At 66.3% G+C, this 19224-nt stretch carries 22 protein-coding genes and 1 pseudogene; 14 read left to right on the top strand and 9 right to left on the bottom strand.

From position 1 onward, the window contains the following. The first annotated feature begins 316 nt into the window (after positions 1-316). The 3 genes and pseudogenes from FOC67_RS25745 to FOC67_RS25735 all read left to right on the top strand — a co-directional run bounded on the left by FOC67_RS25745 (position 317) and on the right by FOC67_RS25735 (position 1630). Entirely contained in the window at positions 317-634 is a 318-nt protein-coding gene (locus tag FOC67_RS25745) for a hypothetical protein (RefSeq protein ID WP_019485604.1), read from the top strand. Between the two features lie 223 nt (positions 635-857). Beyond that, positions 858-1054 (top strand): annotated as a pseudogene (locus FOC67_RS25740) (transposase); the annotation flags it as partial. A gap of 180 nt (positions 1055-1234) precedes the next feature. Further along, entirely contained in the window at positions 1235-1630 is a 396-nt protein-coding gene (locus FOC67_RS25735; RefSeq protein ID WP_003083536.1) for a hypothetical protein, read from the top strand. A gap of 264 nt (positions 1631-1894) precedes the next feature. On the opposite strand, the gene FOC67_RS25730 is transcribed toward FOC67_RS25735, so the two are convergent. Then, entirely contained in the window at positions 1895-3304 is a 1410-nt protein-coding gene (locus FOC67_RS25730; protein ID WP_025999417.1) for an MgtC/SapB family protein, read from the bottom strand. Between the two features lie 163 nt (positions 3305-3467). Here FOC67_RS25730 and exoT point away from each other — a divergent pair, with 163 nt between their 5' ends. From exoT to FOC67_RS25710, 4 genes are all read left to right on the top strand, one after another. Continuing rightward, positions 3468-4841 carry a T3SS effector bifunctional cytotoxin exoenzyme T gene (gene exoT / locus FOC67_RS25725; RefSeq protein WP_003111705.1) on the top strand — a complete coding sequence of 458 codons (1374 nt, stop codon included), beginning with the start codon at positions 3468-3470 and terminating at the stop codon, positions 4839-4841. A 496-nt stretch (positions 4842-5337) separates the two neighbouring features. Next, positions 5338-6024 (top strand): CsgG/HfaB family protein, encoded by a 687-nt coding sequence (locus FOC67_RS25720; protein WP_003111706.1) that lies wholly within the window; start codon positions 5338-5340, stop codon positions 6022-6024. Between the two features lie 30 nt (positions 6025-6054). Then, complete coding sequence (locus FOC67_RS25715) at positions 6055-6408, top strand: DUF4810 domain-containing protein (RefSeq protein ID WP_003083569.1); 354 nt, start codon at positions 6055-6057, stop codon at positions 6406-6408. Next, complete coding sequence (locus tag FOC67_RS25710; RefSeq protein WP_003083573.1) at positions 6405-7070, top strand: DUF799 domain-containing protein; 666 nt, start codon at positions 6405-6407, stop codon at positions 7068-7070. Before FOC67_RS25715 ends, FOC67_RS25710 begins: the two co-directional genes overlap by 4 nt. A 14-nt stretch (positions 7071-7084) precedes the next feature. On the opposite strand, the gene FOC67_RS25705 is transcribed toward FOC67_RS25710, so the two are convergent. Beyond that, on the bottom strand, positions 7085-7468 hold the full coding sequence (locus FOC67_RS25705; RefSeq protein ID WP_003111707.1) for a helix-turn-helix domain-containing protein: 384 nt from the start codon (positions 7466-7468) through the stop codon (positions 7085-7087). A 281-nt stretch (positions 7469-7749) separates the two neighbouring features. Beyond that, complete coding sequence (locus FOC67_RS25700; RefSeq protein ID WP_009314897.1) at positions 7750-9411, bottom strand: hypothetical protein; 1662 nt, start codon at positions 9409-9411, stop codon at positions 7750-7752. 611 nt (positions 9412-10022) lie between these two features. Between FOC67_RS25700 and FOC67_RS25695 the strand changes: the two genes are divergently transcribed. The 3 genes from FOC67_RS25695 to asnB all read left to right on the top strand — a co-directional run bounded on the left by FOC67_RS25695 (position 10023) and on the right by asnB (position 12816). Continuing rightward, positions 10023-10163: a hypothetical protein gene (locus FOC67_RS25695; RefSeq protein ID WP_003111527.1), complete on the top strand. Its 141-nt coding sequence runs from the start codon at positions 10023-10025 to the stop codon at positions 10161-10163. Between the two features lie 61 nt (positions 10164-10224). Then, positions 10225-10362: a hypothetical protein gene (locus FOC67_RS25690; RefSeq protein ID WP_003083584.1), complete on the top strand. Its 138-nt coding sequence runs from the start codon at positions 10225-10227 to the stop codon at positions 10360-10362. 621 nt (positions 10363-10983) lie between these two features. Then, the gene (gene asnB, locus FOC67_RS25685; RefSeq protein ID WP_003111526.1) at positions 10984-12816 is read left to right on the top strand and encodes an asparagine synthase (glutamine-hydrolyzing); all 1833 of its coding nucleotides are present in this window, start codon (positions 10984-10986) and stop codon (positions 12814-12816) included. A 52-nt stretch (positions 12817-12868) separates the two neighbouring features. Here the strand turns inward: asnB and FOC67_RS25680 are convergent, their stop codons facing one another. The 4 genes from FOC67_RS25680 to osaR all read right to left on the bottom strand — a co-directional run bounded on the left by FOC67_RS25680 (position 12869) and on the right by osaR (position 15585). Further along, the gene (locus FOC67_RS25680; RefSeq protein ID WP_003083588.1) at positions 12869-13297 is read right to left on the bottom strand and encodes a cupin domain-containing protein; all 429 of its coding nucleotides are present in this window, start codon (positions 13295-13297) and stop codon (positions 12869-12871) included. Between the two features lie 208 nt (positions 13298-13505). Further along, positions 13506-14054 carry an RNA 2'-phosphotransferase gene (locus FOC67_RS25675; protein WP_009314898.1) on the bottom strand — a complete coding sequence of 183 codons (549 nt, stop codon included), beginning with the start codon at positions 14052-14054 and terminating at the stop codon, positions 13506-13508. 38 nt (positions 14055-14092) lie between these two features. Next, complete coding sequence (locus FOC67_RS25670; RefSeq protein ID WP_003083593.1) at positions 14093-14599, bottom strand: DUF1993 family protein; 507 nt, start codon at positions 14597-14599, stop codon at positions 14093-14095. 65 nt (positions 14600-14664) lie between these two features. After that, positions 14665-15585, bottom strand: a complete 921-nt coding sequence (gene osaR / locus FOC67_RS25665) for an oxidative stress response transcriptional regulator OsaR (protein WP_003083596.1) — start codon at positions 15583-15585, stop codon at positions 14665-14667. Positions 15586-15692: 107 nt separating this feature from the next. Between osaR and FOC67_RS25660 the strand changes: the two genes are divergently transcribed. From FOC67_RS25660 to FOC67_RS25645, 4 genes are all read left to right on the top strand, one after another. Then, positions 15693-16580: an MBL fold metallo-hydrolase gene (locus FOC67_RS25660; RefSeq protein WP_003083599.1), complete on the top strand. Its 888-nt coding sequence runs from the start codon at positions 15693-15695 to the stop codon at positions 16578-16580. A gap of 62 nt (positions 16581-16642) precedes the next feature. Beyond that, a complete protein-coding gene (dsbM, locus tag FOC67_RS25655) occupies positions 16643-17347 on the top strand; it encodes a disulfide reductase DsbM (protein WP_009314899.1) in 705 nt (234 codons plus the stop codon). Between the two features lie 83 nt (positions 17348-17430). Then, on the top strand, positions 17431-17886 hold the full coding sequence (locus FOC67_RS25650; protein ID WP_003118563.1) for an OsmC family protein: 456 nt from the start codon (positions 17431-17433) through the stop codon (positions 17884-17886). Between the two features lie 110 nt (positions 17887-17996). Then, complete coding sequence (locus tag FOC67_RS25645; protein ID WP_003083610.1) at positions 17997-18230, top strand: DUF1161 domain-containing protein; 234 nt, start codon at positions 17997-17999, stop codon at positions 18228-18230. 11 nt (positions 18231-18241) lie between these two features. Here FOC67_RS25645 and FOC67_RS25640 read toward each other — a convergent pair whose 3' ends face one another. Together FOC67_RS25640 and FOC67_RS25635 are read right to left on the bottom strand one after the other, a co-directional pair. Next, positions 18242-18679, bottom strand: a complete 438-nt coding sequence (locus tag FOC67_RS25640) for a hypothetical protein (protein ID WP_003083612.1) — start codon at positions 18677-18679, stop codon at positions 18242-18244. Between the two features lie 56 nt (positions 18680-18735). After that, the gene (locus tag FOC67_RS25635) at positions 18736-19152 is read right to left on the bottom strand and encodes a hypothetical protein (RefSeq protein ID WP_003083614.1); all 417 of its coding nucleotides are present in this window, start codon (positions 19150-19152) and stop codon (positions 18736-18738) included. Positions 19153-19224 lie beyond the last annotated feature (72 nt).

Here is a 19224-nt window from a genome sequence, read left to right as displayed (position 1 = left end):
CGGGGCAACGAGCATAAGGGAGCATAAAGGGGACAGATTTATTTTCCCTACTCTAATTTTCTAAGCAGGGAGGCTCCAGCGCAGACGCCGTAAGGAGGCTCCGCGATGCCTAGGTAAGGGCGCATGGTTTAGCGAATTATTTGCTTTGAGCGTTTCAGAGTGGGCGCAGTCGCCGAAATTAGAGTAGTAAAAATAAATCTTTCCCCTTTTCTCTTAATCTCGGCGTTGGTATAACTGATCAGGCAACCAATGTATTTATTATCAAGGGCACAAAGAGTCTAAGTATTGTCCCTACAAATCCAAACTGGAGCCCCAAATGAGTAGCCAGCCAACGTTGGAAGAATGGAATTTTCAAGTGTTAATGCTAATTCAAGCGTTGGTAGGTGCGATATCTGCCAATTTTAGAATGATTGCATTGTTATGGGATGGCGATGAGTGGGTATTGAGATTTTATCTTGAAGAGAGCAACGAAGAGGACGTTGAGGAGATTGAGGATGTTGTTTGCCAATATACGGCATATCAGGGCTCTAGTTTGAGATGCAGGTCTGAGTTGATCGTGGGGCGTGAACGCCTTCCGGGGCTTTCGGAGGTGGGTAGGGTTGTATACCGTCGCAGAGAGTCTTTTGATATTTAGTTGGGGCAAAAGGTAGCTCCGGCGCAGAAAGTGCTATCAATCAAGGCAGGCTTAATTCTCAGCTCCTGTCTGAGGAGGTTGCGAATGGCCACGCGTTCCAGAAACATGTAGTCGAACGGCAAGAGTTTGTTGATCTTAAGAATAAAGGGGACAGATTTATTTTCTCTACTCTAATTTTCTAAGCAGGGAGGCTCCAGCGCAGACGCCGTAAGGAGGCTCCGCGATGCCTAGGCAAGGGCGAGTGGTTTACCGAATTATCCGCTTCACATGGTCCAGCGGGGACACAGTCGCCAAGTGGTATTCGCCGAGGACGAGGACTACCAGCGTTACCTCTCCGATCGACGGAACCTCGAGGATGCCTTTGATAACAAGCTCCATGCATTTTGCCGAATGACCACCCATATCCATCTGCTCCTGGCGGCTTGCCGGTCCTCCTTTCTACTGCTCCCGTCGCACAGCGCCCCAATGTACTAGTACACCGGAAACCGCCGTCTCCCGTTGAACGGGCGGGCCCCGGCCCCCTACCATTCGCAGCACACCGACCCGCACAAAGGGAGCGGGATGCCGCGTAGGCAGACCGCCATGGAAGGAGAAGCACATATGCCGGTACTGGCTCTGAGACTCACCGCCCTGGCGGCCCTTGCGATCAGCGTGTCGGGGTGCGTCATGGAGGCCTATGGCAGTCGCGCGCGTAGCGATGCGCAGTCCTGGATCGGCTTGCCGATCCAGGACGTGATCAAGCGCTTCGGCGAGCCGGAACGCGTGACGGGGGATGCCGCCAGGCAGAAGTACGTGTGGAAGGAGTACGAGAACTATAGCCACGACTACGACTACACCTACTACGAGCAGGGCCATGGCAATACGCCCAACAGCTCGGTCCTGAACCAGAAGACCGGCACGGCCAACCAGAGCGGCTATTACACCTGCATCTACGAGTTCTTTGCCGACGCCTCGGGCAGGGTGGTCGATGCGACCGCGCGGGGCGAGTGCCGCTAGTTCCAGGCGCCCTTCACGCCGCAAAGGGCGATTGGCTCAGCCAGCCACCGCCTTGTCTCCGACGTCGCAGAGACGCCTGAGTCCAACGCGGAGGCGTCCCCTCCCCTCGCTCCGCCGTGATCGCCAGGCCGCCCTGCCTCACCCGGCTCCTGGTCCGGTCCTCGAAACCCGGCCGTTGCAGCCAGTAGCCGCGCAGGTTGATGCGGGGCGCCAGGCGGTTGTCGTCGCGTTCGCCCAGCGGCGCTCCGGAGTTTCCCCGGCGCCTCACAACAGGATCAGCAGCGCTCCTACCAGCAGCCCCGCCAGGCTGAAGGGCAGCGTTTGCAGGGCCAGCCGCTTGCCGCCCACCAGCACGACCAGGCCGGCCTTGACCAGGCTGTTGCTCAGGGCGGCAAGGGCGATGCCGCGGCTGGCCACGCCTGGATCGAGTTCGCCCTGCGCCGCGCGGGCCAGGGACAGGGTGATCGCGTCGACGTCGGCGAGGCCGGAGAGCAGCGCGACCGCGTAGATGCCGGCATCGCCGAACAGCCGCCGGCCGACCTCCACCAACAGCAGGATCGCGCTCAGCAGGGCGGCGAAGCGCAGGGCCGGGAGCAGTTCGAAGGGGTTGCGCAGGCCTGGCTCGTCGGGCGCCTCCTGGCTGGCGCGGCCGCCGCGCAGGGCGTGGAACAGCGTGCCGCCAAGGTAGACGAGGGTGGTGGCGGCGAATGGCAGGGCCAGTTCCTTCAGCAAGGCCGGGTGGATCGCGCCGATCTCGACGAGGATGCGCGGGAACATCAGCGCCGAGGTCGCCAGCAGGGCGCACGCCAACAGGGCGTCGGGCATGCGCTCGCGCAGGCGCGCCAGGGTCAGGGTCATCACCGTGGAGGACACCAGGCCGCCGAGCACCGCGGTCAGCAACAGGCCCTTGCGCGAGCCGATCAGGCGGATGGCCAGGTAGGCGGAGAAACCGAGGGCGGCGATCAGCACCACCATCCACCAGGTCAGGTAGGGATTGAAGAACGCCCAGGGACCATAGCCCTGGTTGGGCAGCACCGGCAGCAGGACCACGGAAATGAACAGCAGCTTGAGGGTGCCCGATAGCTCCTCGGCGGTCAGGCGCTTCAGCAGGGCGTGGAGCTTGTCCTTGAGGCTCAGCAGCAGGGTCAGCACGATGCCGCCGGCGGCAGCCAGCAGGCGCTGTTCGGTGAGGGCGAGGCTGCCGAGGAGGAAGGTCATCAGCAGGGCGATCTCGGTGGTCATGCCCTGGTCGCCGCCACGCCTGACATCGCTCACGTAGCCGGCCACGGCCAGCGCCGCGAGGGCCAGCAGCAAGGCTACCCAGACTGCGCTGCCCAGTTCGCCAGCGAGCAGGGTGGCGAAGCCGCCGAGCAGGCCGGCCAGGCTGAAGGTGCGGATTCCGGCGATCTGCCGCGCATCTTCGTGGTCGCGCTCCTGCCAGCCGCGCTCGGCGCCGATCAGAAGGCCGATGGCCAGGGCCGTGCACAGGCTCAACAACAGATCCAGGGAAAGCGTCATGCTCGATTCCATTCGCCGGGAGAGAGGATGGCGACGTGCCTGTGCGCACCATAGCAGCAGACGACCCCGAGGTGCCTGCGCGGTGGTACGCCGTCCGCCATGAGGCCGGCGCTGCCGCCGGTATCCATCGGGTTCTCCGCCCCGGTGTAGGCGCACGGGAGCTGGCGTAGGGAAAGTCCGCTGTTTTTCGGCCGCTGACGGTTCTCTTTCCGCGTGCTCCGACGGCCGCCAACAGTAAAAAAACCACGGCCAATCCTGATAGGCGGAGGGGCGCCTCGTTCCTAGACTGGCGGGGAAACATCAGGAGACGTCAATCATCATGCATATTCAATCATCTCAGCAGAACCCGTCTTTCGTGGCTGAGTTGAGCCAGGCCGTGGCCGGGCGCCTGGGACAGGTCGAGGCCCGCCAGGTGGCCACTCCCCGGGAGGCGCAACAACTGGCCCAGCGCCAGGAAGCACCGAAGGGCGAGGGCCTGCTCTCCCGCCTGGGGGCTGCCCTCGCGCGTCCCTTCGTGGCGATCATCGAGTGGCTGGGCAAACTGCTGGGGAGCCGTGCCCACGCCGCCACCCAGGCGCCGCTCTCCCGTCAGGACGCGCCGCCTGCCGCCAGTCTCTCTGCCGCCGAGATCAAGCAGATGATGCTGCAAAAGGCACTGCCCCTGACCTTGGGCGGACTTGGCAAGGCGAGCGAGCTGGCGACTTTGACAGCGGAGAGACTGGCGAAGGATCACACGCGCCTGGCCAGCGGCGACGGCGCTCTGCGCTCGCTGGCCACCGCCCTGGTCGGGATTCGCGATGGCAGCCTGATCGAAGCTTCCCGTACCCAGGCTGCCCGCCTGCTCGAACAGAGCGTTGGGGGGATCGCGCTGCAACAGTGGGGGACCGCGGGCGGTGCCGCCAGCCAGCATGTACTCAGCGCAAGCCCGGAGCAACTGCGCGAAATCGCCGTCCAACTGCATGCGGTAATGGACAAGGTCGCCCTGTTGCGCCACGCGGTAGAGAGCGAGGTAAAGGGCGAGCCTGTCGACAAGGCGCTGGCGGATGGCCTGGTGGAGCACTTCGGGCTGGAGGCGGAGCAGTACCTCGGCGAACACCCGGACGGGCCGTACAGCGATGCCGAGGTGATGGCGCTCGGTCTCTATACCAACGGCGAGTACCAGCACCTGAATCGGTCCCTGCGTCAGGGACGGGAGCTGGATGCGGGCCAGGCGTTGATCGACCGGGGCATGTCTGCCGCGTTCGAAAAGAGCGGACCGGCTGAACAGGTCGTGAAGACCTTCCGCGGCACCCAGGGCAGGGATGCCTTCGAGGCGGTGAAAGAGGGCCAGGTCGGCCACGACGCCGGCTATCTCTCCACCTCCCGGGACCCCGGCGTTGCCAGGAGCTTCGCGGGCCAGGGCACGATAACCACCCTGTTCGGCAGATCCGGGATCGATGTCAGCGAGATATCGATCGAGGGCGATGAGCAGGAGATCCTCTACGACAAGGGGACCGACATGCGCGTGCTTCTCAGCGCCAAGGATGGGCAGGGTGTGACCCGTCGGGTGCTCGAAGAGGCCACGCTGGGGGAACGGAGCGGCCACGGCGAGGGACTGCTCGATGCCCTGGACCTGGCAACCGGGACGGATCGTTCAGGCAAGCCCCAGGAACAGGACCTGCGCCTGAGAATGCGCGGCCTCGACCTGGCCTGACCGGTCGACGGCAGAGACGGACACTCCCAAGGGGTGTCCGTTTTCGTTTGCGCCGTACAGCGTCGGGCGCAATGGGCGGCAAGGATGCCTGCCTGGCTGCCACCGGTGGGTGGCGGACACCGGTGCCCGGCGTCCCACCTCGATCCTGCGAACGAGACGCAGTCAGAATTCTCCGAGTATGCTTCCTGCATAACGAAACGATCGGAATAACTGTGGTAACTTTGCCGCCCACCGAGATGGCCTATTGATGGCTCATACGGTTCGTGCATCGCTTCCCGCACGATTCTTTCGGATTTCCAAGGCCGGCCGGGAGCGCCGGTTGATCGACGCATTCGTATTTCAAGGAAAGAAAACGTGGCCATCCCATTTCGCCCCTCGCCTTGGCGCGCCGCCGTGCCGCCTGGCCTTCCTCGATTTTCACTACGCCCTCTTTTCCGCACACGGGTCGGCTAGAAGCCGCTCCGCGTCGATAGCGTTTTTTTTCCAGGAGAACCCCATGAGTCACAGCGCCAAGAAAGCACTACTGCCGCTCCTCGCCGTCGCCACCCTGGCCGGCCTGGCGGGCTGCGCCACCGAGACCTCCACCGCGTTGCCGGTTCAGCAGGTCGAGAGCGTCAACCGACCCTACAGCGGCGTGCGTTCGCCGATTGCGGTAGGCAAGTTCGACAACCGCTCCAGCTACATGCGCGGGATCTTTTCCGATGGCGTCGACCGTCTCGGCGGCCAGGCCAAGACCATTCTCATCACCCACCTGCAGCAGACCAATCGCTTCAACGTGCTGGACCGCGACAACATGAGCGAGATCCAGCAGGAAGCGGCGATCAAGGGCCAGGCCCAGCGCCTGAAGGGTGCCGACTACGTGGTGACCGGCGACGTCACCGAGTTCGGCCGCAAGGAAGTCGGCGACCGCCAGCTGTTCGGCATCCTCGGCCGCGGCAAGTCGCAGATCGCCTACGCCAAGGTGGCGCTGAACATCGTCAACATCTCTACCTCGGAGGTCGTCTATTCGACCCAGGGCGCTGGCGAGTACGCCCTGTCCAACCGCGAGGTGATCGGCTTCGGCGGCACCGCCAGCTACGACTCGACCCTCAACGGCAAGGTTCTCGACCTGGCCATGCGCGAGGCGGTGAACAAGTTGGTCAACGCGGTCGATAGCGGCGCCTGGAAGCCACAGAACCAATAATCCACCAGAAACCAGGGAATCACGGCACACATGAGCAAGACGATCACATGGACGGCGGCGCTGCTGGGGAGCATGGCGCTGGCCGGGTGCAGCGGACCGAAGACGCTGTACCAGTGGGAGGGCTACCAGGCCCAGGTCCACGAATACTTCAAGGGTGAATCCAAGGAGGCCCAGGCGCAGGCGCTAGAAGCCGACCTCGAGAAGATCCGGGCGAAGAACGGCGCGGTGCCGCCGGGCTACCACGCCCAGCTGGGGCTGCTCTATTCCAGCATTGGCAAGGACGACCAGATGGTCCGCGAGTTCGAGACCGAGAAGGCGCTGTTTCCCGAGTCGGCGACCTACATGGACTTCCTCCTGAACAACGCCCGTGGAGGTGCCCGTTGAAACTCGCCCGACTGTCCGGCCTGGTGGCCGGTTTCACCCTGCTGGCCCTGCTCGGCGGCTGCGCGCCGACCAAGAGCGTCGACTACTCGGCGTTCAAGCAGGCCAAGCCGCGCTCGATCCTGGTCCTGCCGCCGCTGAACGAGTCGCCCGACGTGAAGGCGACCTACAGCATGCTCTCGCAGGTCACCTTCCCGCTGGCCGAGGCCGGCTACTACGTGGTGCCGGTGGCGCTGGCCGACGAGACCTTCCGCCAGAACGGCCTGACCAGCGCCGGCGACGTGCACCAGGTGTCCCCGGCCAAGCTGCGCGAGATCTATGGCGCCGACGCGGCGCTGTACGTCACGGTGAGCGACTACGGCACGCGCTACATGGTGATCAGCAGCGCGACCATCGTCACCGCCAGCGCCAAGCTGGTCGACCTGCGATCCGGCACCACCCTGTGGACCGGCTCGGCGACCGCCTCCAGCGAGGAAGGCAACGGCGGCAACAACGGCGGCCTGGTGGGCATGCTGATCACCGCGGCGGTCAAGCAGATCATCAACAGTTCGGTGGAGGACGCCGGTTATCCGATCGCCGGGATGACCAGTGCGCGCCTGCTCTCGGCCGGCCAGCCGGGCGGACTGTTGTACGGCCCGCGCTCGCCGAGGTACGGCAGCGACTGAGCCGTGCGCCGGGGCTACGGGGACGTCTCCGTGGCCTCGGCGCAAGCCGCCGGGAGGGGCTTGGCCGCTGCGTTGCGCTTGGCCATGTACTGGCGGATCAGGTCGTCGAGCAACGCCCGGATGGCGCGCCGCTCGTCCAGCCGCAGGCGGCCGATGGCCTCGAACTGCAGGCGCAGGTCTTCCGGTAGCGCCTGCCGTTCGCTGCGCTCGCAGACCAGCCAGTCGAGGGGCACCGCGAAACGTCCGGCGATGGTTTGCAGCACCGCCAGCGACGGGTGCCCGCCCTTGGTTTCGAAGTGCCGCAACTGGCTCACGGTGATGCCCAGTCGCTCGGCCATCTGCCGTTGGGTCAGGGCGTTCTGCTGGCGTAGGCGTAGGAGATTCTGCGCGAAGCTCATGGAAAACTCTCCAAGTCAGGGGAAATCCTTGCCACCGCCCCGGTGATGCGGGCGATGGCGGTTGTCTCCATCATCGGCGTTCGCACTCTTCGACTCTGCCCTACCGTTCCGGCGCGGGCCTGGGAAAGCTCCGGGTCGTGAGTCCGAGGTTTCCCCGCGTGCCGCCTTTTTCGATTCAGTAGAGGCTGAAGCGACGGGCTACCGTCCCGTTGGCCTGCGTCGGCGGCAGTTCGGCTCCGCGGCGAAGCGATAGGTCGCGAGGGCCTTGCGCCTGGCGAGGACTAGTCCGCTTGCGCCCCCTGCGCCAGGGCGTTGCCGACGCCCACCAGCAGCGCCCGGGTCTGCGCCACGATGGCGCTGCGGTAGGCCTCGTAGCGGGCGTCGCTGATGGCGTTGTCGTTGCGCGCGCCGCCGCCGCTCGCCGGTACGCCGGTGTAGTAGTTGTTCATCACCGGGACATGGATGTGCCCGGCGGGAATCTCCAGGCGGAACGCGTCGCGCAGCACCGTGTTGCGGTAGGCGCTCTCGTTGGACAGGTAGTCGCCGCCACCGCCGTTGCGCGCGCAGATCCGTCGGTTCGGCGGGAGCACCAGGGAGGGATCGGGCATGGCGTTCATCACCCCGTTGGTCGGCACGTTTTCGGTGCGCGGGTTGGCGCAATCGGGGAAGAAGTCGTAGTTGGTGTGCCAGGTGACGTCGAAGCCTTCCGCGGCCTGGCTGGTAGCGCCCGGCGGCCGCTCGATGCCGCGCCAGGTATCGGCGGCGAGCAACTGGCGGACCGGTAGCGAGGCCTTGGAGAACTGCGCCGGCAGGTTCTGCCGCCAGCGGCTGGCGCTGTCGTAGCCGAGCCAGCGGCGCGGCGGGTTGATATTGCAGCCGGAGCCCCGCAGGGAAATCGGTGCGGTGCCGGGATTGGTCACGCTGCCCAGGGGAAGCACGTAGTTGGGCAAAGCGCTGTCGGCGGGGCAGTAGACGATGCCGTCGTTGCCGGCGGAGGAGCCGTGGAAGCGGCCGTTCCAGGCCTCCAGCCAGAACTGGTTGGCGCCGCCCTGGCTGATGGTGATGGAGGCGTCGACCCGGCGCGGACCGGGGCGGAACCAGGGGCCCAGGGTGTCTTCCTGCATGCCGCGGTTGAACGGGTCGTAGCTGACCGGCAACAGGTAGGCCTCGATACGCAGCAGGCTGCCGTCGGCCAGCCTGAACTCGCGGCCGTCCAGCGCAAGGGCGGTGGCGCCCGAGGGGTTGCCGTTGCGCAGGCCGGTGTTCGCCGTCCCGGGAGTGCCCAGGGTGAAGACGTCGAAGCCGCTGATGATCATCCGCCGGTAGCGCGAGCCGTCGGCGGCGTAGCGGCGCGGCAGGTCGATGTCCAACTGTCCGCGCGAGGCGCGTTCGAAGCGCCATTGCAGCGCCTGGGCCTGGGCCTTGCCGAGGCGGAAGGATGGCGCCCATTGGCGCAGGGTGCGGGTCATGTAGAGGCGCGTCCAGTAGAGCATGCGGTCATCGCTGGCCGGCAGCGCGCCGGCGGGAATGGCACGGCGCCCCTGGGCCCGGTCGACGGCGGCGCGCCACAGCGCGCGGCCCTCTTCGGTGACCAGCTTCAGTGCCTTGGCGTAGCTGGTGACCGGGGTGCGGCCGTCGGCGGCGCACAGGCGCTTGGCGAAGGCCGGTTCGAAGCCGTCGAAGCCGGCGCCCTTGACGATGCGCTCGGCCAGCGGCGTCTGGTCGTGGGTGACGACGTTGGCGCCGCTGAACGGCAGCGGCGTGTCGAGCCGGCGCTCCTCGTAGGACAACGCTGCCTCGCGGTTCCAGGAACAGGCGACGCTGGGCGGCGTGCGGGCGCCGGCGAGGTCGCCGTTGGCGGCCCAGCCGGCGCCGGGCAGCAGGGCCGCCGAGACGGCCAGGGCGAAGAGGGAGTATCGGCTTGCGTGACGGGCGTAGCGCATCGGGTGGACTCCTGTTCTTGTTCGGTTCATGGGTCGATCGGTGCGGCGGGCGGAGCGCGGGCGAGCGGCGCCCGCCGGCGGCGCGGGGGCCGGGGCCGACGCAAGGTGCGTCGCGGGTTGCTGCGGTGGCGGACGGGAGGGCGGTGCTAGGGGGCGCGTGTCGCCGGTAGACGGAGGCGCGCGGAGGGAGGGTTGCGGGACGACGCGGAGGCGTCTGGGAAAGTCAGGTCCTTTGCCATGGATGCACCGATCGTTGTTCTTGCTGTTGTGGGGCGTCGGTGGGTGCACAGCCGGACTTCGCACCCGTGCGGCATTCTTGGAGGCGCCGGCGCGGGGCGTCCAACGAATTTATGTGGCCGCCGGGGATAGGAAAAGTTGATGGCGAACCGGTGCCGAAGCCCCCTGCCCCGGTACTTTCGCTGGCGCTGCGGCAATCCACCGCACTGGCGCGTTCGCTCGGGCTGGTCTTTGCTCTCCGGGGGCCGGCGGCTCGCCGGCGAGTCTTGCGGTGCGCCGCGAGCGGACGGGCGTTCGGTCCTTCTGCAGGCAAATGCCCTTGTTTTCGGAGAAGGACACGGATCGTTGATCGCTGTTTCGACCAAGGAGGTCAGATGAAAAGGAAGATGCTGGCGGCTTCGCTGCTGCTGTGGATGTTCTCGCTCACGGCGCAGGCGGACTGCGCGGTGCTCGGGCCGGGGGAAGATCCCTGCGCGGGCCCGATGCTGGGACCGACCGTCTGCGAGTGCCCGTGATGACCGACTGTACCCTCGACCAGGGACAGGGAGCGTTCTATTACCAACCAGGAGGTTGCAAATGAAGAAAGTACTGTTGGCTGTGTTCCTGCTCTGTGGCTTCTCTCTTACCGCCCAGGCCGCGTGCCCGGTTTTCGGCCCATCCGAGGACCCGTGCAGCGGGCCGGTGTTCGGTCCGTCGACCTGCGAATGCCCTTGAGGTAGGTCGTCTGGCGGGCCCGGTGCAGCGGGCCCGCTTCCGGATGGATCGCTCGAAGTTGCCTGCTTTAATTCTCCATTCCCCGCGCCGCCCTACTTTTCCCGCTCGTCCATCGTCGCGTCGAACGTTGCCACGAAATCAGCGTCGGTGGACAACTCTTATATTCAATAGTTGTACGATCTGAGTTTGTTGTAGTCATTTGCTTAGTTGGCTATCCATATGATTGCCGTAAAGCAATTATAAGTTTAATTGGATTAGCTTTCTAAGTCTTTGGAAAGAGCCGTGAACGACCCTGTAATATCTGGTTGTAGAGCCGCATAATGATGTTTCAGGATGTTTCATTAATTTTGTAGATTATTGTTTTTCCTTTGTTTTTTTAAAAACAGCTACCAGATTTAGATAGATATTAATTAACTCGGCCACGTTTTTTCCTGTTCTATCATTGGCCTTCCTTGGGCGCAGGCCTGCCGAAACTGCTTATCTTCAGGTCCTCGAAAAGTTCATACATCGACCGCCTTGGGCGAAGCATTCGTACGCCGGCAATCTGGCCGGCCGCACGGATGTTTTCAGCATGTTCTCTGGATGAGTTTCCCGATAAACATCAATTAGAGGAGTTTCCCTATGTGCGGTCTCGCGGGTTGGGTGGATTACACGCGCAAGCTCGACGACGAATTTCCGGCGATCTTCGCCATGACCGATACGCTCGCCTTGCGCGGGCCGGATGCCGAGGGCATCTGGAAGCACCGCAACGCCCTGCTGGGTCACCGGCGGCTGGCGGTCATCGACCTCAGCGGCGGCGTGCAGCCGATGTCCTATCGCTTTCCCACCGGCCAGGAGGTCACCCTCGTCTACACCGGCGAGGTGTACAACCACGATGCCCTGCGCGAGCGGTTGCGCCGGGCCGGACACGAGTTCCGCACCCGCAGCGATACCGAGGTGGTCCTGCACGCCTATCTGCAATGGGGCGAGCGTTGTTGCGAGTACCTGACCGGGATGTTCGCCTTCGCCGTCTTCGATGGCCGCGACGGCCACCTGCTGCTGGTGCGCGACCGCCTGGGCATCAAGCCGCTGTATTACGCGCGGCACCGCGAGGGACTGCTGTTCGGCTCGGAGATCAAGTCCATCCTGGCGCATCCGGAATTCGCCGCCAGGCTCGACGCGGTCGGCCTGGTCGACCTCCTGACGCTGTCCCGGGGCACTTCGCAGACGCCGTTCCGCGAGGTCCAGGAACTGCTGCCCGGCCACCTGCTGTCCTGGCGTCCCAATTCCCAGGCGAAGTTGCGCCGCTATTGGGAGGTACGCCGCCAGGAGCATGCCGACGACCTGCAGAGCACCGTGCAGCGCACCCGCGAACTGGTCACCCGCGCCCTGGGGTCGCAATTGCACGCCGACGTTCCGGTGTGTTCGCTGCTATCGGGTGGGCTCGATTCGACCGCCCTGACCGGCATCGCCCAGCGCATCGCGAAGGCGGAGCACGGCGGCGACATCAATTCATTCTCGGTGGACTTCGTCGGCCAGGCCGAGCAGTTCCGCAGCGACGACCTGCGTCCCGACCAGGACCAGCCGTTCGCCCTGCTGGCCGCGCAGTACATCGGCAGCCGTCATCGCACCGTGCTCATCGACAATGCCGAACTGGTCTGCGAACGAGCGCGCGAAGAGGTATTCCGGGCCAAGGACGTACCTTTCACCTTCGGCGACATGGATACCTCGCTGCATCTGATGTTCGGCGAGATCCGTCGGCATTCCACGGTGGCCATCTCCGGCGAAGGCGCCGACGAGCTGTTCGGTGGCTACGGCTGGTTCCGCGATCCGCAGGCGGTGGCTGCGGCGCGCTTCCCCTGGGCCTCCAGGGTGCGCTTGCCGGCCGGCTTCATCGACGCCGGTTTCAACCGCCGCTGCGATCTCCTCCAGTACCAGCAGGCCAGCTACGACGATGGGCTGCGCCAGGTCGAACACCTGGCCGGCGACAGCCCGGAGGAGCGGCGGATGCGCGAGTTCAGCCACCTGCACCTGAAGCGCTGGATGGTGCTGCTGCTCGAACGCAAGGATCGCCTGAGCATGTGCAACGGCCTGGAGGTGCGGGTGCCCTACACCGACCATGAGCTGGTGGAGTACGTCTACAACGTGCCCTGGTCGATCAAGAGCCGGGACGGCGAGGAGAAGTGGCTGCTCAAGCGGGCCTGCGCCGACTATGTCCCGGAAGCCGTGCTCAAGCGCCGCAAGAGCCCTTATCCGACTTCTGCCAACCTCGGCTACGAGCGTTTCCTGCGCGGGAGCGTGCGGCGCTTGCTGGAGGACGCGGCGAACCCGGTGTTCGGCATCGTTTCGCGGGAGTTCCTGGCCGCCGAACTGGAGCATCCGGAGGGGTACTTCAACACCCAGGTGAGCCGCCACAACCTGGAGACCGCGCTGGCGCTGGAAGGCTGGCTCAGGTTGTACGGGCTCTCCGCCTGAGCGTGATGCGGGGCGTGGCGGGCCCGGGCTGCTGTCCGGCCCGCCGGCGTCTTCAGGCGTCGGGCATTTCGCCGCGTTCGCCGAGCCCCACCGGCATGCCTTCCACGCCGGCATGGAACAGCAGGGCTTCCACCGGTTCGGCCCCGGCTATCAGGCGATGGATGATGTTCATCAGGCAACCCGCCGCCTCGCCTTCCAGCACCCGCGTGCTCTGGGCACCGTCGCGGGTCTCCAGGCGCAGTTCGCCCTTGAGCACGTAGAGCGCGCTGGGCATCGGATGGACCTGCCAGTCCAGGCGTTCGTGGGCGGCCAGGCTCAGGCGCTGCACGGTGAGCTGCGGCTGGCCGAGGGGATAGCCGAGGTAGAGCGAGCCGTTCCAGGCGCAGCCGCTGCGCAGCAGGGTTTCGCGGTGCGGACTGGTTGCGGCCGGGAGGTCGCGGCTGGGTGGGAACACATGCACGTGGCTGGGGCGAAGGTCCATCGGGCGTCCTGCGCTTGTCGGTGTTTTTCCTCAGTCAAGCCGGCTTTCACCGCCTGCTCCACTGCCGCTTCTGCTAGGCGGCAGCGGGCCATCAAGGAGGCGGTTGGTTCATCGCAGGCGGCGGCTTTCTCCTTTTAGCCTCGGCGCATCGGCGGATAACGCTGCGCGTTATGCGCCCTACGACTTCCCGATGAGAGGCGATGCCTTCTCAAGCCTCGCGGATGAACCGCACGGGTACCCGCTCGGTCAGCCAGACGCCGTTCTCCGCCTGGTGGAATAGGTGCCCGGCCAGATGCATGTCGCGCGCGTCGATTTCCAGCAGAACCGGGCTGCCGTAGCGGCGGCCGACTTCCAGGGCGGTGGCGCGGCGGGCGGAGAGATGGACGTGGTGGCGGCTGCCGGGGACCAGGCCGCGCTCGCGGATGGAGTCGAGGAAGCGGCTGGCGGTGCCGTGGTAGAGCACTGCGGGCGGGACCGCGGGGGCGTAGGCGATGGCCACCGCGGCATGCGAGTGGCCTTGCACGGCGCGGATGCGCTGGCCATCGGCGGAGAGGGCGAAGCGCTTTTTGTCGTTGTTCTCGACCACCGCGCCGAGCAGCACGCGGTCGAGGGCGCGGCCGTCCCGCGCCGCGCCGGCGATCAGGGCGTCGATGTCGGCCCAGCCTTGGCCGTCCAGCGTCAGGCCGATGGCCTCGGGCTGGTGGCGAAGGACATAGCTGAGGAACTTGCTGGTGTCGTCGAGGGTTTTCCGATCCATTCCATGGTCCTTGTGCGTGCCATCCCGGCGCGGGAACCTCAGGCGCCGCCGAGGAAGTCCATCTTGCCCAGTTCGACGCCGTTGTGGCGGAGGATGGCGTAGGCGGTGGTGACGTGGAAGAAGAAGTTGGGCAGGGCGAAGCCGAAGAGGAAGTCGCGGCCGTTGAAGCTGATCTCCTGGCCGCGCACCTTGAGGGTCACGTTGCGCTCTTCGGCGCCGTCCAGTTGTTCCTCGCGGATGCCCTCGAGGAACTCGACGGTGCGGGCGATGCGTGCCTGGAGTTCGTCGAAGGTGGTTTCCGTATCCGCGTAGCTCGGCACTTCCAGCCCGGCCAGCCGCGCGCCGGCGCCCTTGGCGGCGTCGCTGGCGATCTGCACCTGACGCGCCAGGGGGAACATGTCCGGCGCCAGCCGGGCGTCGATGAAGATGCGCGGATCGATGTTCTTCGCTTCGGCGTGGGCGGCGGCTTTCTTCAGGATCGCCGAGAGGTTGCCGAGGGTGCGCAGGAAGGTCGGGATCGAAGCCTGGTAGATCGACAGGGACATGGACGTGCTCCAGACAGGGGATAAAGGTGCGTCGAAGGCGGCGCGTCCAGCAGTCTACCCGGCTTTCACGCCAGCGCCAGGGGGCCCGCCTCGTCCCAGTGCGGATCGGCCGCCATCCGTTCGACCAGGAAGTCCAGCAGCGCCCGCAGCGCCGGCGGCATCTGCCGGCGCGAGGCGTACACCGCGTGGATGCCGAGCACCTGCGGCGACCACTCCGGCAGCAGCGCCACCAGGCGTCCGCTACGGATCAGCGGGGCTGCCGAGTACAGCGGCTGCTGGCTGATCCCGGCACCGGCGGCGGCGGCCTCCAGCAGCACGGTGGATTCGTTGGCGCTGAGACTGCCACCCACCGGCACGCTGGTCGGCTCGCCGTCGCGCTCGAACTGCCAGAGACTGCGGCCGAAGTAGGAGTAGGTCAGGCAGTTGTGCAGCGCCAGATCCTCCGGGCGCCGCGGGGTGCCGTGGCGGCGCAGGTAGTCCGGCGCGGCGCAGATCACCGAGCGGCATTCGCCGAGGCGGCGGGCGATCAGGTTGGGGTCGAGCTGGTTGGCGATGCGCAGGGCCAGGTCGATGCGCTCCTCCACCAGGTTGACCACCTGGCTGTTGACCTGCAGGTCGATGGCGGTGCCCGGGTAGCGCTCGACGAAGGCGGCGGCGGCACGGGTCAGCCAGGCCTGGGCGAAGGACAGGCTGCTGGTGATGCGCAGGGTGCCGCGCGGGCTGTCGCGGCGGGTCTGGCCGGTGGCCTGCATGGCGTCGGCCACGGCGAGCATCTCGCGGCACTGCGGCAACAGCTCCGCGCCGGCGTCGGTCAGGCTCAGGCGGCGGGTGCTGCGGTGCAGCAGGCGTGCGCCGACCCACTCCTCCAACTCGGCGAGGTAGCGCGAGACCATCGCCCGGGACATGTCCAGACGCTCGGCGGCGGCGGTCTGGCTGCCGCTGTCGATGACTTCGACGAAGACGCGAGTGGCGGTCAGGCGGTCCATGATTCGCTCGATCCATGCAACAAAGCTGTGATTATTGCGGGGCTTTTTGCGCGCTTTCAAGCAACTAACATGGCAAGCCTCTGATCCCACTGCCTGGAGAACCGCTCATGTCGCGCCATGGATTGCTTCGTTCCCTGTTCGCCGCCGCCGCCCTGCTGGGTGCCGCCGGCGTCTTCGCCGCCAGCGCCGAACCGCTGCGGCTGGAGGTCTACAACCCCGGCGAGAAGGCGATCTTCGCCGTGTCCTCGGAACTGCTGGTGGGCCAGCGCGAGGCGATGCTGATCGACGCGCAGTTCTCCCGCGCCGACGCCGAGCAACTGGTCAAGCGTATCCAGGCCAGCGGCAAGACCCTCAGCACTATCTACATCAGCCACGGCGACCCGGACTTCTACTTCGGCCTCGACGTGCTGAAGGCCGCCTTCCCCGAGGCGAAGATCCTCGCGACGGCGCAGACCGTCGCACACATCCAGGCGACCAAGGACGCCAAGCTGGCCTACTGGGGGCCGATCCTCAAGGACAACGCGCCGACGTCGCTGGTGGTGCCGGAGCCGCTGAAGGGCGACCAGTTGAAGCTGGAAGGCCATGCCCTGAAGGTGGTCGACCTGAAGGGGCCGAGCCCGGACCGCACGGTGCTGTGGATTCCGTCGCTGAAGACGGTGGTTGGTGGCGTGCTGGTGGAATCCGGTTCGCACGTCTGGACCGCCGATACCCAGACCCAGGCCTCGCGCCAGGCCTGGGTGGCGATGCTCGACCGGATCGAGGCGCTGCAACCGCGGCGCGTGGTGCCCGGCCATTTCACCGGCGAGGAGCCGAAGGGCCTGGACGGCGTGCGCTTCACCCGTGACTACCTGAAGGCCCTGGAAGCCGAACTGCCCAAGGCCAGGGATTCCGCCGCGCTGGTCGAGGCGATGAAGCGCCGCTACCCGAACCTGCCGGGCGAGGAAGGCCTGGAGCTGAGCGCCAAGGTGCTCAAGGGCGAGATGCAGTGGCCCTGAGCCGCGCCCGCCGATAGCCGCTGATCGAGGCGTCCCCTGCGGGGCGTCTCGTGGAGACCGAGATGAACGACCTCACCCTGCATTACCTCTACGATCCGCTCTGCGGCTGGTGCTACGGCGCCTCGCCGCTGCTCGCCGCCGCCCGCGAGGTGACGGGTCTGGACGTACGCCTGCATGGCGGCGGCATGATGACCGATGCCAACCGCCAGCCGGTCGGCGCCGGTCTGCGCCACTACGTGATGCCCCATGACCTGCGGATCGCCCAACTGACCGGCCAGCCGTTCGGCAAGGACTACTTCGACGGCCTGCTGCGCGACACCAGCGCGGTATTCGACTCGGCCCCGCCGACCGCCGCCGTGCTTGCCGCCGAAGCGCTCGACGGCCTCGGCGCGGCGATGCTGGCGCGGATCCAGCGTGCCCACTACGTCGAGGGCCGGCGTATCGCCGAGCGTCCGGTGCTGCTCGAGCTGGGTGCCGAACTGGGGCTTGGCGAGGGCTTCGCCGAGGCGTTCGACGCCTGCTCCGGCGAGCCGCTGCGCGCGCACTTCGCCGACAGTCGGCGGCTGATGAACCGTCTCGGCGCCGCTGGCTTCCCGACCTTCGCCCTGGAGCGCGACGGCCGCCTGCAGGTGCTCGACACCGGGCGCTACCTCGGCCAGCCGGACGACTGGCGGGCTCTCCTCGAAACGCAGCTGTGCCTTGCCGGCGGCAGCGATGCCGTGGGCGGGGCCGCGGCGCCGCTCTGCCGCATCGACGGTTGCGCCTGAATCCCGCCGCCGCGCAGGCGGACTGAACTTGTCCGGCTGCGTCGTCCTCCCATGTAGACATGCCCGCTCGCCGACGCGAGCGGATGTCCATCCACAGCTCCGGAGGAGTCGACATGAAGAAGACGGCATCGGCGGTCTGGCAAGGCGGCCTGAAAGACGGCAAGGGCACCCTTTCCACCGAAAGCGGCGCGCTCAAGGACAACCCCTATGGCTTCAATACCCGCTTCGAGGGCGCACCGGGAACCAACCCGGAAGAGCTGATCGGCGCGGCCCACGCCGGCTGCTTCAGCATGGCCCTGTCGATGATGCTCGGTGAGGCCGGCCTGACCGCCGAACGTATCGAGACCCGCGCCGAGGTCACCCTCGACAAGCAGTCCGACGGTTTCGCCATCACTGCCGTGCACCTGGTGCTCAGGGCGCGCGTGCCGGGGGCGGACGCGCAGACCTTCGAGCAGATCGCCAACAAGGCCAAGGCCGGTTGCCCGGTATCCAAGGTGCTCAACGCGAAGATCAGCCTGGACGCCAGCCTCGACGGCTGAGCGGAACGCTTCCCCAGCCCGGCGAACTGGCCCTGGCCTGCCGCAGTCGAATGCGGCAGGATGCGCTGCGCAGCACTCGGCTGCCAGGCATCGACGAGGAGTGACGGGTCATGAAAACCATCGGGCTGGGGATTGCCGCCTTGCTGTTCAGCGCCACGGCGCTGGCCGCGCCGAAGCCGTGCGAGGAACTCAAGGCGGAGATCGAGACCAAGATCCAGTCGGCCGGGGTGACCTCCTACACCCTGGAGATCGTGCGCAACGACGAAGTCAGCGACCCGAACATGGTGGTCGGCAGTTGCGAGAACGGCACCAAGAAGATCATCTACCAGAAGAACGACGACTGAGCCGCTGCGTTTCAGTACGGCGGGCAGCGGCTGGTCTGGAAGTTCGAACGGGCGACCACCTCGCCACGCTCGTCGCTCAGTAGCGCCAGCGCCCTGCGCAATTGCGGGCGCACCTCCAGGCGATAGCGCCGGCCCGCCTCGAAGCCGTCATAGACCACCTGCTGGTAGCAGTTGATCTGCACCGGCTCGCCGAAGCCGCCGCCCCCGCCGCCGGAACCGCCATAGAGTTCGTACTGGAAGCGCACCTCCAGCACATGGCGTCCCGGAGTGACCTGGAAGTAGCGCCCGTCGCTCAACCGCTCGCCGTCCAGGCGCTCGGCCAGCAGGGTGTTGGCCGGCGCGCTGCGCAGCTCGACCCAGGCCATCTGCGGGTCCGGCTGCGGCAGCGGTCCGGCGCAGCCGGCGAGGAGCAGCAGCGCGAGCGGGACGAGACGGGTGAGTGGACGCATGGGGCGGGCTCCGGAGGGCGTTCAGCTCCTAGCATAGCGCCCTCGCCTTGCGCCGTTCAGACCTTCGCGCAGCGCCCCTCGCGGCCGCGCGCCAGTTCCCTGTTGTCCTGGTCGTAGAGCTTCGCCCAGGGACGGAAGCCGATGTGCCCGGCCTCCAGGCGGTAGCGCTGGCCGGCGCTGAAGTCCTTGAACTTGAGGTTGAGCTGGCAATCGCGCCAGAGCGGGCTGTCCACGGGGCCGATGTTGGTCGGGTCGACGGTGAACTGGTAGCGCACCGTGAGTTCGCGGGTGCCGGGATCGACCTCGAAGTAGCGCGTGCGGTCCCAGCTCTTGTCGTCGACTTCCACGGCGGCGAGATCGGCGTCGGGCTGGGTATCGAGGTCGACCCAGGCGCGGTTCGGGTCGGGGGTGGGCATCAGCAGTGAGCAGCCGCTCAGGACGAGCAGGCCACCGGCAAGCAGCAGCGTACGCATAGAAGACTCCGAAGCTCCTTTAACCCGGCCGCCATCCGTCGCGCCTTGGAAAAACGCCTTGCGTTCCTCCGC

It is taken from the genome of Pseudomonas sp. FDAARGOS_761, from assembly GCF_013343155.1.
Taxonomy (GTDB): Bacteria; Pseudomonadota; Gammaproteobacteria; order Pseudomonadales; family Pseudomonadaceae; genus Pseudomonas; species Pseudomonas aeruginosa.
The sequence above is the reverse complement of the archived record's forward strand: the minus strand, read 5'-3'. Positions and strand labels throughout refer to the sequence as shown.

Coding starts and splice junctions, on each gene's coding strand:
- FOC67_RS25745 (WP_019485604.1), top strand. CDS start 317: ATGAGTAGCCAGCCAACGTTGGAAGAATGGAATTTTCAAGTGTTAATG.
- FOC67_RS25735 (WP_003083536.1), top strand. CDS start 1,235: ATGCCGGTACTGGCTCTGAGACTCACCGCCCTGGCGGCCCTTGCGATC.
- exoT (WP_003111705.1), top strand. CDS start 3,468: ATGCATATTCAATCATCTCAGCAGAACCCGTCTTTCGTGGCTGAGTTG.
- FOC67_RS25720 (WP_003111706.1), top strand. CDS start 5,338: ATGAGTCACAGCGCCAAGAAAGCACTACTGCCGCTCCTCGCCGTCGCC.
- FOC67_RS25715 (WP_003083569.1), top strand. CDS start 6,055: ATGAGCAAGACGATCACATGGACGGCGGCGCTGCTGGGGAGCATGGCG.
- FOC67_RS25705 (WP_003111707.1), bottom strand. CDS start 7,468: ATGAGCTTCGCGCAGAATCTCCTACGCCTACGCCAGCAGAACGCCCTG.
- FOC67_RS25700 (WP_009314897.1), bottom strand. CDS start 9,411: ATGCGCTACGCCCGTCACGCAAGCCGATACTCCCTCTTCGCCCTGGCC.
- FOC67_RS25695 (WP_003111527.1), top strand. CDS start 10,023: ATGAAAAGGAAGATGCTGGCGGCTTCGCTGCTGCTGTGGATGTTCTCG.
- FOC67_RS25690 (WP_003083584.1), top strand. CDS start 10,225: ATGAAGAAAGTACTGTTGGCTGTGTTCCTGCTCTGTGGCTTCTCTCTT.
- asnB (WP_003111526.1), top strand. CDS start 10,984: ATGTGCGGTCTCGCGGGTTGGGTGGATTACACGCGCAAGCTCGACGAC.
- FOC67_RS25680 (WP_003083588.1), bottom strand. CDS start 13,297: ATGGACCTTCGCCCCAGCCACGTGCATGTGTTCCCACCCAGCCGCGAC.
- FOC67_RS25675 (WP_009314898.1), bottom strand. CDS start 14,054: ATGGATCGGAAAACCCTCGACGACACCAGCAAGTTCCTCAGCTATGTC.
- FOC67_RS25670 (WP_003083593.1), bottom strand. CDS start 14,599: ATGTCCCTGTCGATCTACCAGGCTTCGATCCCGACCTTCCTGCGCACC.
- osaR (WP_003083596.1), bottom strand. CDS start 15,585: ATGGACCGCCTGACCGCCACTCGCGTCTTCGTCGAAGTCATCGACAGC.
- FOC67_RS25660 (WP_003083599.1), top strand. CDS start 15,693: ATGTCGCGCCATGGATTGCTTCGTTCCCTGTTCGCCGCCGCCGCCCTG.
- dsbM (WP_009314899.1), top strand. CDS start 16,643: ATGAACGACCTCACCCTGCATTACCTCTACGATCCGCTCTGCGGCTGG.
- FOC67_RS25650 (WP_003118563.1), top strand. CDS start 17,431: ATGTCCATCCACAGCTCCGGAGGAGTCGACATGAAGAAGACGGCATCG.
- FOC67_RS25645 (WP_003083610.1), top strand. CDS start 17,997: ATGAAAACCATCGGGCTGGGGATTGCCGCCTTGCTGTTCAGCGCCACG.
- FOC67_RS25640 (WP_003083612.1), bottom strand. CDS start 18,679: ATGCGTCCACTCACCCGTCTCGTCCCGCTCGCGCTGCTGCTCCTCGCC.
- FOC67_RS25635 (WP_003083614.1), bottom strand. CDS start 19,152: ATGCGTACGCTGCTGCTTGCCGGTGGCCTGCTCGTCCTGAGCGGCTGC.